Below are 12,130 nucleotides of genomic sequence, written 5' to 3' on the forward strand. Positions count from 1 at the left end.
TTTTGATAATTTTTTGTTGTGTTGTCATAATACTTAATCTGTTTTAAAGTTATTTAATTTGATTATAACTGTCAGATTAAGTATTGACTAATTCAAATAAACTGATCATTAGAATCTTTATTTGTTTGACTTTTTAGTCTTAAACCATTTCCTACAGTTAATTTACTATAATCATATTGATTGAAAAGATTATTTGCACTATTTAGTTCATATTCAAAAAGCGAAGAACCTTTTGTAGGATAAATAATTTTTGTAAGAACAGCAGATTGCGTATAATTAATATCAGCTTGTTTAAAATTATTGTTATAATTATTATCCAATGGTATGGCTGTTGGATAATTAAAATCAGTGGGATTTAAAAACAATGTCTTATTGCTAAAACCACCATTAGAATATCCCCAATAATCTACTCCCATTGAATTTTTCGAAGGTAATAATGTTTCATTATATCCAAATATGTAAGGAGTATCATTATTTATTGTAATTGATAAGAGCTTAAGTCTTTTCTTTAATCTATCTTGTGAATAGATTTGATAAGGCTGATCTATTGTTATAGAATTCTGAGAGTTAAAATAGTCATAATTGAAGTTAACTGTTTTTACAATCTGATTTAAATTATTTTGTTCTTCTATCTTATCTAATTTTTGTGTAGGAAAATCGACACGATCAGAATAATAGAAATTAATTTTACCAAAATTTCCTGATATATTGTTTATAAGTAAATAATTTTGTGTCGTAGACCAGTTAATCAATGGTGGTGTCATAAATCCAACACTTTGAGAACTACGAAACGGATTCATTGCTGAACCAGGATATTGTTCGTCAAATTCTCCTATCCATGTAAAGTTTTGTGAGTTTGATAACGGTAAAGAATTATAATGATATGTTTGATTACCGTAAGTATAATTTAGTTTTTGTCCTATCGATACTAAATTTTTAACATTAGAATATTCATTATATGTAAAATTTATATCGTTATTGTTAATATCTGTTATTTTTGTAATAAAATAATTTTTACTCACACTGGTTAACGTTCTTACATCTTCAACTCTTGAGAAATAAAATTTAGTTCCTGTCGGATCAATGATTGTAAAATAGGAATTACTGTTGTAAGAAATTTTATATCCTTTTTTATTCAAGCAATAAAAAGTTGGTGTAAAAGTTGTCACAAAATTCGTGGGATAATTACTTATAATAAATTCTAACTTCTCACCAAATAAGTTGCATGTAAATATGTCTGGTGAGGTATCTGTATCTGCCTGAAAAGAGTTGTTTAAATCTTCAAAATTCCCATTTAATGGTAAAAACCCATCAATTGTCTTATAATACGAATAAGCATCCTTAGTGGGTTGAGATACAAATCCGGCCGGCAAAGGTTGAACACTGTGAGGGAAATAATTATTAAAAGGATTTGCTGATTTTGTAAAATCTGCTAGATATTTTTTTTCAGTTCCAAAATCACTATAGCCTCCTAAAATTGATTGTGTAATCGACGGAAGGCTTATGTCCCATCCCAATCCCGTAGATCCAGCTTCTTGTGTAACTTTTACACCATTTCCCGAAATATATTTTAATATCAGGGGAATTTTAATAGTTCCTGATTCAGCCGTAAGTAAGGGAATTTGAGGGCTATTAGTTCCTGTATATTCCGAATTTTGAATATCCCCATATCTTAAAAATGTTGCTGTTGATGGAGAATTAGGAAGGTTTTTAAAATAGTATTCACTGTATTTGTTTTGATCATTCTGAGCCTGTATTATAGAGAAGAAGGTCAGACCCAATACAAAACTTAATATTATATTTTTTTTCATTTTTGTTTATTTCTTTATCAATTTAGCATTTGCTGTTTTACCTATATCAGTTTTTATGGTGATGAGATAAGCTCCCTGAATTAAAGGCTGCGTATTAATCTTCGTCACTTTATTCTTAGTTTTCAGACTTTGCAACTGTCTCCCAGACATATCATACAACAAAATCTCAGCTTCCTTGAAATCAAAACCGATTTCTACATACGCATAGTCTGAGACAGGATTCGGATAGATCTTAATATCCTGTTTTTCGATGAGTTGATCAATCTGCTTATCTCCCAATTTTACAATCTTCCAGTTTTCCTTTCCAAGTTCCTCTGCACTGGTTCCGGCTAATACAATTGAACCGTCTCTGTTTAATTTTATATCAGCCAATCTTTCCTCCTTCTTTCTCGATTCTCCCTTTACGTATTTTCTCCACTGCTCATTACCATTGTAATCCAAATACAACATCCAGAAAGTTTCATCATCACTTTCTATACGACCTTCTGCCTGAGTGTAGCCTCCTAGCAAAACCCCTTTTGAAGATTTGTCATCAGAAGCATGTAAGATACTCATCCCCATCAATACATCTCTGTTTTTGAAATTGTAAGATTTCTGCCAGATTTCTTCTCCTCTTTCATCGAGTGAAATCAACCATAAGTCTGTTCCTTCTTCGATCCCTACAGATTTATTTCCAGACCTTTCCGATCTTGATTCTCCTCCGATTAAATATCCTGTTGATGTTAAAGAAAGTGTTCTTAAATGATCATCACCTTTTCCTCCAAAATTCTTTTCCCATTCTACTTTTCCGTCTTTTGAAAGTTTAATGATCCAATAATCGCCCTCACCGAAGTTTTCGGTTTTCTTTGATCCGCCTGCATTACTTCTAGAATAAATTCCGAGTAAAGCTCCACCATCCTTTGTTGGAATCATTTTTTCAACTTCATCGAGTCCTTTTCCCCCTAAAATAAGTTGTGATAGCTCTTTGCCATTTTTATCCAGCCTTACAATGAGAACATCCTTTGAGCCGTAACCCTTCATTTTAGAGTCCTGAGCGGAGACGAAGGATCCGGCCACAAAAAAACCAAGATCAGTCGTCTGAATAACAGCTCTTGCTTCTTCATCTGAAGCTCCACCAATGGTTTTCTGCCATAATTCATCTCCAAATTCATTGAGTCTAATCAGCCAAATATCTGATCCTCCTTTAGAATCGTCTTTTTTATCCAATCCTTTTCCTGAATAAGAAGTTCCTGCCGCTAAAAATCCACCTTCCTGAGTAGCCACTGTTGCAGACAAAAAATCATGATTCTGCCCCGAGAAATATTTCTCCCAGACTTCTTCTCCTTGCTGGTTTAATTTTATAAAATGATAGTCATAACCGTTATTCTGCTTACTTCCAGCCCCCAGTTTCTGATCTCCAGCCTGAATCGAGCTTCCTGAAATGAGATATTGCTGATCAATGGTTGTGGTAACCTGACTTAAAAAATCCTGTGTTGAGGATTTAATGTCTTTCTGCCAGACTACTTCCTGAGCAGATGTACTCAGAATTGTGCATAAGAAAAGTGCACCTGTGTAGAATTTATTCATAACCCGTGTTTATTTTTGAGTTGTTAATTATTAATTTTAAATCGCTGCAAAATTATTTCTTTTACTTCACGTTAGAAAGATTTATTACAGAGATTTAATGTGAATATGATCTTTTTTTGCAAAGATATTGCTGTATAACGACAGAACTTGTCGTGTTATTAGTAAGTCTAATGGATTGGATGCGCATATAGAAAATGCACTCATTAAATAGAGTAGTTTTTTATTCATCGTTGTGTGTTTTATATTTACATGGCAAAGCTAAAAAAAATATTTAAACTATAAAAATATTTTATATAATTAACTTATTATTAATTAAATACAAATCCAATCTTGGTTATTGTCTTGATTTAAAATTTATTTACATCAATTCTAAAAAATACTTTTAAAGTTTTTTTAATTCAGAAAACTTTTGTGTGAAAATTTCTGAGAGTAACTTTGTCAAAATTTTAAAAATGAAGAGAGGATTACAATGGTTAATGATAATATTTTCGTTAACAGTTTTTGGACAAAAAGGAACGGTTGATACAGCTCAGATAGTTATTCCCAATCGATATAACAGTGTTGAAGCACAGACAAAACCTTATGTGATCATGATTTCTGCGGACGGTTTTCGCTATGATTATGCTAAAAAATACAATGCCGGAAACCTTTTGAAGTTTTCTAACGGGGGAGTTCAGGCAAAGGCAATGATTCCAAGTTATCCAAGCATCACTTTTCCGAATCATTGGAGCTTAATTACCGGACTTTATCCTTCTCATCACGGGTTGATTGATAATTATTTTTACGATTACAAAAGAAAGGAAGCTTATGCCATGAGTGATAGAAAAAATGCTGAAGACGGAAGCTGGTACGGTGGAATTCCGCTTTGGGGACTGGCTGAAAAACAGGGGATGATTTCTGCTTCTTTGATGTGGGTAGGCTCTGCAAGTGATGCGGGAGGTATAAGACCGACATATTATTATCCTTATCACGAAAAATTCACTCCATCCGAAAAAGTGGATAAAGTGATCGACTGGCTGAAGTTGCCGATGGATAAAAGACCTCATTTTATCTCTTTGTATTTCCCTGAAGTTGATGGCAGTGGCCATCATTTTGGACCTGAGACGAAGGAAACGGAAGAAGCGGTTCATTTGGTTGACAAGGCAATAGGAGAGCTGGTTCAAAAAGTAAATAATTTAGGCTTAAAGAATGTAAATTTTATATTTGTTTCCGATCACGGAATGATAAAAGTTGATGGCGGAAATCCTCTTGAAATTCCTGCAATGCTTTTAAATAAAGAAAAATTTGATATATATAATTCCCAGACTTTGTTAAGAGTTTATGTTAAAAATCCGGAAGAAGTCAAAGCGGTTTATAAGGAATTAAAAGCCAATAAAACTGATGACTATGAAGTGTATCTGGATAAAAAATTCCCGAAATATCTGCATTTTGCTACAAAAGATGATAAGTATAACCGAATCGGGCAAATTTTATTAGTTCCGAAAGCTCCGAAAGTATTTTTACCAAAAGGAAAAACAACATCTGTAGGAAAGCATGGATACAACCCTGCAATCGTGCCTGAAATGAAAGCGACATTTTTAGCTTGGGGGTCGGAGTTCAAGAATAATTTAGTTATTGATGAATTTGCTAATATTAATGTTTATCCATTGGTTGCTGAAATTTTAGGATTAAAAATTAATGAGCCTATTGATGGAAAACTAAAAGTGTTGAAAAAGACTTTAAAAGAGAATAAATAATTTTTTAATTTGATATTAATTCATTTTAAGATAAAGTTTCGGCGAGCCGAAGGCTCGCCGAAACTCATTTATACATTCACATTGTGAAAAGGACATTCAAGTCAAAAGAAATCAAGCATTAAACCTTTCCGCAAACTCCTTAGCAAACTCCTCCAGTTTTACCTTACCATCCACATACGCTCCATGCTCAATAAAATCCTTCTGTACAACTCCGGTTCGGATTCCACGTCCCATTTCAGTGTACAATTCAGCAATTTCCTGTGGAAGACCGGCCTGAAGCATTCCGTTTAATGAATCTTCATCCTTAAACTCTACCCACTGAAGTTCAGGTTTTCCAATGGCAAGACCGAAAGTTTTAGCAAAATCAGAAGCTTGACGAAGATCACTTACAATATATCTTACATTTTTACTGTCTGAATTCTTAACCAACTCTTCAGCCGCCGCTTTTGCAATATCAATGGGATGAACCAGCGGAACTTTTACATCTTCAGGATAATTTCCTCCGATAATTCCTGCGTTTTTAATTAATGGAATGTCATTAAAGAAATTAATATAAAAATACCCGGCTCTTAAAAATGTAACGGAAGTATTTTCCAATCCGTTGTAGAGTTTTTCAATATGGTAAAGTGTTTTTATCGGTCCGTTTTCTACTGGTGATTCTGCACCGATGCTGCTTAACATCACAATTCTTTTCAAACCCGTTTTTCTGATGGCTTCTGTGTAGTTTTTCCCTGCATTAATGGTGTTTTCAACAATATTTTCAAAACCCAGATTCGGAGGAGTCATTAAAAAAGCGGCATCTTTTCCTTCAAAAGTTTTAATTAAAAATTCTAAATCTGTGATAGAACCGATCGCTGCTTTTGCCCCTAAAGCCTCGATTTCATTTTTCTTGGATTCGTTACTGCTGATTACAGTAATGTCATGTCCTTCAGCTATTAATTGTTGAGCAAGCGGTCTTGCTACATTTCCTAATGATCCTGTGATTACAATTTTCATACGTAAATTTTTTTATTGTTTTTAATGGTTTGTATGTAATCGCAGAATATTAGTTTTTATAAGTTGACTAACTAAATGCGATTTCATAATAAAATATTTTTTTATTTCCTGAGACAAAGTTATATTTGTACTTACTTTTATACAAGTACTTACCCTAAAGTATGTATTATGACAGCCATTAAAGAAAGCTCAACCATCCAGCAGAACAAGAAATACGCGCTGGATTCCTGTCCCGTAACCTATGTTATGGAAAAAATCGGTGGTTTCTGGAAACCCATTATTTTATATCATCTGTCGAATGGTGATAAAAGGTACAGTGAATTAAAACGTGCGATTCCGGCCGTAACCGAGAAAATGCTGATCCAGCATCTCAAACAGCTGGAAGCCGACGGATTGGTTATAAGAACGGCAAAACCGGTCATTCCACCTCATGTAACTTATGAATTAAGCAAGTCAGGAAAAGGATTGATTCCGGTCATTCATGCCATGGCAGAATGGGCATTTAAAGATATGAATGTGAAAATTAAATAATGTAACAACGTAACAATATAACAATATAACAATATAACAATTAAGAAATGTAATTTCCCTAAACCCTAAACCCTAAACCCTAAACCCTAAACAAAAAAAGACCCTCCGAAGAGAGCCTTAGTTAAAAAATATACGAAGATTACAAAGATTGCATATCAATAACAAAACGATATTTCACATCGCTTTTCAACATTCTTTCATACGCTTCATTGATGTCCTGAATTTTAATTAATTCAATATCAGAAACAATATTATGCTTTCCGCAGAAATCCAGTAATTCCTGAGTTTCGGCGATACCTCCGATCAGTGATCCCGCTACAGATCGTCTTTGGAAGATCATGGGTCTTGTACTTGGCTCCTCATTTTCGAATTCCCCTACGAATCCTACTAAAACCAACGTTCCGTTCAAGGCAACAGTCTGCATATAAGGATTAATATCATGCTCATAAGGAACCGTGTCGATAATGACATCAAATTTACCTTTTACAGCATCCATCTGTGCCTGTTCGGTAGAAATTACGACGTGATCGGCACCCAATTTTTTCGCATCTTCAGTTTTTCCCGGAGTTCTGGAGAATAAAGTCACTTCAGCTCCCAACCCTTTGGCAAGCTTGATGGCCATATGTCCCAACCCTCCTAAACCTACAACTGCAACTTTAGAATCCGGACCGACATTCCAGTGTCTTAATGGAGACCAGGTTGTAATACCTGCACAAAGAAGAGGTGCAACAGCTGCCAAATCCAGATTTTCAGGAACACTAAGCACAAAATGCTCATCAACAACTACTTTTTGAGAATATCCGCCGAAAGTATGACCTCCCAAATGTTTATCCTTCCCGTTGTAAGTTCCTGTAAAACCGTTTTGGCAATATTGTTCCAAATCATGTTTACAGCTCTCGCATTCTCCGCAAGAATCAACCATACAGCCCACTGCAGCCAGATCTCCGACTTTAAATTTAGAAACTTCGCTTCCTACATTCGTGATTCTTCCCACAATTTCATGTCCGGGAACAACAGGATACAAAGATCCTCCCCAGTCATTTCTCGCTGTGTGAAGGTCAGAGTGACAAACGCCGCAGTATAGAATTTCAATTTCTATGTCTTTTGCGGTTACTTCTCTTCTGTTGATATTAATTTCTTGTAAGTCAGCAATTTTAGATTCTGCTCCGTAAGCTTTTACCGTGAATGTGCTCATTTGTTTTTTGGTTTAAGTTTAATTTTAAATCTGTTGATTTCTCAAGTACAAAAGTCGATAGTTTAAAATTAACAATACTTATACAAATTACAGAAAGATTTACCAATTTTACAGGCAGTATAAAATGTCCGCCGGAAAATGGTAATTTTGATTATCAATAAAAATATATTTCATGCAAAATCAGGAGATTGAGATCTATAACAGCGTCTCGGAATACAATAAAATGGCCAATCATGAGACATTGCATCCGTTGGTAAGCATTATCGATTTCTCGAAATCTGATCCTATCTGCCAGTTCAGAAGGGTGTTTGGTTTTTATACGGTTTTTCTGAAAGATATTATGTGTGGAGATATGCATTACGGCAAGCACAGCTATGATTACCAGGAAGGAACATTGGTTTTTATTGCGCCCGGACAGACGTACGGAATTTATAATGACGGAAAGTTTATTCAGCCGGCGGGTTATGCCTTGATATTTCATCCGGATTTAATCAAAGGGACGAATTTGGGTAAAAATATCAAGGATTATAATTTCTTTTCCTATGAAGTTCATGAAGCGCTTCACCTTTCGGAAAAGGAAAGGGAAATTGTGTTGGAATGCTTTAAAAATATTAAACTTGAGCTCGAACAGTCCATTGATAAGCATAGTAAGTCATTAATTGTCAATAATATTGAGTTGTTTCTGAATTATTGCATGCGCTTTTATGACCGCCAGTTCATCACAAGAGATCATATCAATCAGGGAGTGATAGGTAAATTTGAAGGGTTGTTGGAGGCATATTTAAAATCTGATAAGCCTAAAAGCATTGGTTTCCCCATGGTCAATTATTTTGCGGAACAACTAAATCTTTCGGCGAACTATTTCGGGGATCTCATAAAAAAAGAACTTGGAATTTCCGCACAGGAATATATTCACAATAAGCTGATCGACGTAGCAAAAGACCAGATTTTTGATCCCTCAAAATCCATCAGTGAAATTTCGTATGATCTAGGGTTTAAATATCCTCAGCATTTTACAAGATTATTCAAAAGTAAGGTTGGAGTGTCTCCGAGTGAATATAAAACTTTAAACTAAAACTTTAAACACGAATTTCACTAATATTTTCACGAATAACACCAATATTTTATTAATGGAATGTCATTTGTGTTTAAATTAAAAAAATAAATTGTTCCAGATGTCAATTTTTCAATGTTTTATCAGTGAAATTTATGCAAATATTAGTGCTATTTGTGTTTAAAATAAAAAAAATAAGTTTGTTCCAGATGTCAATTTTTCAATGTTTTATCAGTGAAATTTGTGCAAATATTAGTGTCATTTGTGTCTAAAAATAAAAAATCACTAAATTTAATATCAAATAAATTTTGTTTTGGATGACAACACAGCAAAATATAGGAACACATTCTTTTCATACACCTTTTGGAAAAATTTTAGCATTAAAGGAAAATGGCGTTATCAAAGCCAAAAGCATCCGTTATGCCCGTTCTGAAAGGTACAAAATGCCTGTTCCCGTTGAAACTGTAGAGTCTGAGGAGATTTTGGATAAAACTCCGGTTTGCCCGCAGAATATCAGTCCGCTCTTAGAAAGGCTGATCGGTAAAACGGATCTCGAAAAATTTCAACCAGATGAATCTACCCAATTTTTGACCATTACCCGTCCCGAAAATTTTAGTCAAAATGAAAAACTTCCTGTTGTCGTTTGGATTCACGGAGGTTCTTATGAAATCGGCTGTGGCGATCTTCCCACTTCGGATCCTTCGGTTTGGGTGAAAGAACAAAATATGATGGTGATTTCCGTCTCTTACCGTCTCGGACTTTTCGGTTTTTTGGGCGGTGATGAAAATCGGCCTGCAAATCTTGGTTTGTTTGATATCATGGAAGCCTTGCGATGGATTCAGAAAAATATTCAAAGTTTTGGAGGAGATCCTGAAAATATTACGCTTTTTGGACAATCTTCCGGAGGTGATGCCATTGCACACCTGATGATTTCAGAAGGAGTTGATAATTTATTTCACCGGGCTATTATTCACAGTGCGCCGCTTGGTTTCAGGCTGAAAAGAAACAAAATGTCATTAGAATTTTTCCGGAAAACAGAATTTCTGAAAGATGAAACTGATCCTTTAAAAATGACGGAGGGATATGTAAATTTTTTACCATCATTCAGAAAATATGGTTTAAAAACTTCAATGCCGTTTTGTACACAATATGGTTATCCTCCTTTATGCACGGAAGAAGAAAGCCAGGAAAAATGGAAGGAAAATGCAAAGAAATATGATGTTTTAATGGGTTTAAATCATGATGAAACTGCATTTTATGTAAAAACAGCAGAGCAGGGAATTTATACCTATTTACATGAAAAAATTCTCAACAGAATCGTTCGTGTAACAACCGATTCCATCTACGAAAAACCGGCGAATATGTTTGCGGAGAACTATTCGGAAGGAGGAGGAAATATTTATTTGTTTAAAATTCATTCAACCATAAAAAATAATTATATCGGAGCATCACACTGCTTTGATCTTCCTTTAATTTTTGCCAATGAAACCGCCTGGAAATCATCAGAATTACTAAAAGATGTTCCATGGCAATATATGGTTGAAAACGGAAAAAAGCTTCGTGCGCTCTGGGCAGAATTTGCCCGAAAAGGAAAAATCTCCGATGATTCTGAAAGACCGGAAATTCTTCGTCTCCGAAAAGTTTAGTTTTATTTTTAAACACAAATGTCACAAATTTTCACAAATAATTTTTTAAACGTTTTCGCATTAATTAGTGTCATTTGTAAAAGCATTCGTGATATTTGTGTTTAAATCAATCATTCAGCAACCCAAACACTCACATTCCCAGCCGGAACCGGGAAGCTTCCCCATCCGTTTTCATCGATCGTTACTTTGTTTTCAAATCTTCCCAACAAGTCGTAGAAAGTTTTTCCAATATATTTTTCACCCATTTCCATAGGTTTTTCATAAGCGTCTTTATTGCTCAAAACAACGGCACATCCGGAATGCTCTTCATCTCCTTCACGAACCCAGCCGAGACAATTGGCATCTTCAAAATAATCTCTCTGTTCGCCGTAAGCATGATCTTTTCGGGCTTTTAGCAGTTCTTCGATTTTATCAACCTTATCTAAAAATATTTCCTGATCGTTGCCTTCTCTGTCTTTGTCGACATAATGAGCACCGTACAAATCGGGATAAAAAACACAAGGATAGCCATCTTTTCTCAACAGAATCATAGCATAAGCCAAAGGTTTAAACCATAATTCCACAGGAGCTTCCAGATCCTGCAAAGGCTGGGTGTCGTGGTTATCTACAAGGCTTACTGAGTGAAGCGGATCTGCCTGAGTAAGGCTTCCGTCGAAAATTCTTCGTAAATCATAAGAACCACCTTCTTTGGAGGCAGTATGGAAATTGTTTTGTAACGAACTGTCGAATAAGCTCATACAACCTTCCGTAACTTCGATGTATTTTTGAAGTAAATTCAGATATCCGGGAGCCCAATATTCTCCCACAGCAAAAATATTTTTCCCCGAATTGGAACGTAATAAAGTAAGCCATTCTTTATAAAAATCAAATGAAATGTGCTTGAGCGCATCCAGTCTTACTCCATCAAAATCCGTTTCGTCAAAATACCATTTTGCCCAATTGTTCAGCTCTTCGCGTACAAAAGGGTTGCGGTGTTCAATATCGTTGTACATCAGATAATCGTAGTTTCCTTTTTCATCATCGATCATCTCTTCCCAGTCGGTTCCGTATTCGTTTTTTATTTTAAAAATATGGGAATCCATACCTTCTGCATAGTCTACGCCGCTGAAACAGGTGAAATTCCATTCAAAATCTGAATATTTTTTTCCTCTTCCCGGAAAGGTAAATTTTGTGTAGGATTGGATCTCTATTTCATCGGAAATGATTTTTTCGCGGTTTTCCTCATCTACTTTTACAGCCTTAAAGCTTTCCAGCTCGTCTCCGCCACCTTTATGTCCTAAAACAATGTCGACAATCACCTGAATATTTTTCTCCTTTAAAGCTTTAATTGCTTGAATATAATCTTCTTTCGTGCCGTATTTTGTGGGAATGGTTCCTTTTTGATCAAATTCTCCCAAATCATATAAATCATAGGCGTCGTAACCTGTGGAATGCCCTCCTGTTGCGCCTTTGTAAGCGGGAGGAAGCCACACTGATGTTATTCCTAAGTCTGCCAGATATTGTGCATGCTTTTCAGCTTCTTTCCATAACTTTCCGTCTCCTTCCGAATACCAATGGAAAAACTGAATCATCGTTTCATTCATAAAATTATAATT

Annotated in this window: 9 protein-coding genes; 4 read left to right on the forward strand and 5 right to left on the reverse strand. The window is 35.0% G+C overall.

The annotated features are described in order from the left end of the window. Positions 1–92 precede the first annotated feature (92 nt). Positions 93–1,811, reverse strand: coding sequence for a hypothetical protein (locus BMX24_RS00005; RefSeq protein ID WP_089789862.1), 1,719 nt, complete (start codon positions 1,809–1,811; stop codon positions 93–95). A gap of 6 nt (positions 1,812–1,817) precedes the next feature. Beyond that, positions 1,818–3,377 carry a T9SS type A sorting domain-containing protein gene (locus BMX24_RS00010; protein WP_089789864.1) on the reverse strand — a complete coding sequence of 520 codons (1,560 nt, stop codon included), beginning with the start codon at positions 3,375–3,377 and terminating at the stop codon, positions 1,818–1,820. 452 nt (positions 3,378–3,829) lie between these two features. Between BMX24_RS00010 and BMX24_RS00015 the strand changes: the two genes are divergently transcribed. Beyond that, the gene (locus BMX24_RS00015) at positions 3,830–5,113 is read left to right on the forward strand and encodes an alkaline phosphatase family protein (protein ID WP_089789867.1); all 1,284 of its coding nucleotides are present in this window, start codon (positions 3,830–3,832) and stop codon (positions 5,111–5,113) included. A 111-nt stretch (positions 5,114–5,224) separates the two neighbouring features. Here the strand turns inward: BMX24_RS00015 and BMX24_RS00020 are convergent, their stop codons facing one another. Continuing rightward, positions 5,225–6,109, reverse strand: coding sequence for an NAD(P)H-binding protein (locus BMX24_RS00020; protein WP_089789869.1), 885 nt, complete (start codon positions 6,107–6,109; stop codon positions 5,225–5,227). Between the two features lie 168 nt (positions 6,110–6,277). On the opposite strand from BMX24_RS00020, the gene BMX24_RS00025 reads away from it, so the two are divergent. Continuing rightward, positions 6,278–6,640, forward strand: a complete 363-nt coding sequence (locus BMX24_RS00025) for a winged helix-turn-helix transcriptional regulator (protein ID WP_089789871.1) — start codon at positions 6,278–6,280, stop codon at positions 6,638–6,640. Between the two features lie 139 nt (positions 6,641–6,779). On the opposite strand, the gene BMX24_RS00030 is transcribed toward BMX24_RS00025, so the two are convergent. Next, the gene (locus BMX24_RS00030; RefSeq protein WP_089789873.1) at positions 6,780–7,835 is read right to left on the reverse strand and encodes an NAD(P)-dependent alcohol dehydrogenase; all 1,056 of its coding nucleotides are present in this window, start codon (positions 7,833–7,835) and stop codon (positions 6,780–6,782) included. Positions 7,836–8,007: 172 nt separating this feature from the next. Here BMX24_RS00030 and BMX24_RS00035 point away from each other — a divergent pair, with 172 nt between their 5' ends. Both BMX24_RS00035 and BMX24_RS00040 read left to right on the forward strand, forming a co-directional pair. Then, the gene (locus BMX24_RS00035; RefSeq protein ID WP_089789875.1) at positions 8,008–8,910 is read left to right on the forward strand and encodes a helix-turn-helix domain-containing protein; all 903 of its coding nucleotides are present in this window, start codon (positions 8,008–8,010) and stop codon (positions 8,908–8,910) included. Positions 8,911–9,206: 296 nt separating this feature from the next. Further along, positions 9,207–10,535 carry a carboxylesterase family protein gene (locus tag BMX24_RS00040; RefSeq protein ID WP_089789876.1) on the forward strand — a complete coding sequence of 443 codons (1,329 nt, stop codon included), beginning with the start codon at positions 9,207–9,209 and terminating at the stop codon, positions 10,533–10,535. A 110-nt stretch (positions 10,536–10,645) separates the two neighbouring features. Here BMX24_RS00040 and BMX24_RS00045 read toward each other — a convergent pair whose 3' ends face one another. Continuing rightward, the gene (locus BMX24_RS00045) at positions 10,646–12,118 is read right to left on the reverse strand and encodes an alpha-amylase (protein ID WP_089789877.1); all 1,473 of its coding nucleotides are present in this window, start codon (positions 12,116–12,118) and stop codon (positions 10,646–10,648) included. Positions 12,119–12,130: the final 12 nt, after the last annotated feature.

The sequence above is a fragment of the Chryseobacterium wanjuense genome (assembly GCF_900111495.1).
Taxonomy (GTDB): domain Bacteria; phylum Bacteroidota; class Bacteroidia; order Flavobacteriales; family Weeksellaceae; genus Chryseobacterium; species Chryseobacterium wanjuense.

Excerpts from the sequence above, each read along its gene's own strand:
- BMX24_RS00005 (WP_089789862.1), bottom strand. The coding sequence starts at position 1,811 with ATGAAAAAAAATATAATATTAAGTTTTGTATTGGGTCTGACCTTCTTC.
- BMX24_RS00010 (WP_089789864.1), bottom strand. The coding sequence starts at position 3,377 with ATGAATAAATTCTACACAGGTGCACTTTTCTTATGCACAATTCTGAGT.
- BMX24_RS00015 (WP_089789867.1), top strand. The coding sequence starts at position 3,830 with ATGAAGAGAGGATTACAATGGTTAATGATAATATTTTCGTTAACAGTT.
- BMX24_RS00020 (WP_089789869.1), bottom strand. The coding sequence starts at position 6,109 with ATGAAAATTGTAATCACAGGATCATTAGGAAATGTAGCAAGACCGCTT.
- BMX24_RS00025 (WP_089789871.1), top strand. The coding sequence starts at position 6,278 with ATGACAGCCATTAAAGAAAGCTCAACCATCCAGCAGAACAAGAAATAC.
- BMX24_RS00030 (WP_089789873.1), bottom strand. The coding sequence starts at position 7,835 with ATGAGCACATTCACGGTAAAAGCTTACGGAGCAGAATCTAAAATTGCT.
- BMX24_RS00035 (WP_089789875.1), top strand. The coding sequence starts at position 8,008 with ATGCAAAATCAGGAGATTGAGATCTATAACAGCGTCTCGGAATACAAT.
- BMX24_RS00040 (WP_089789876.1), top strand. The coding sequence starts at position 9,207 with ATGACAACACAGCAAAATATAGGAACACATTCTTTTCATACACCTTTT.
- BMX24_RS00045 (WP_089789877.1), bottom strand. The coding sequence starts at position 12,118 with ATGAATGAAACGATGATTCAGTTTTTCCATTGGTATTCGGAAGGAGAC.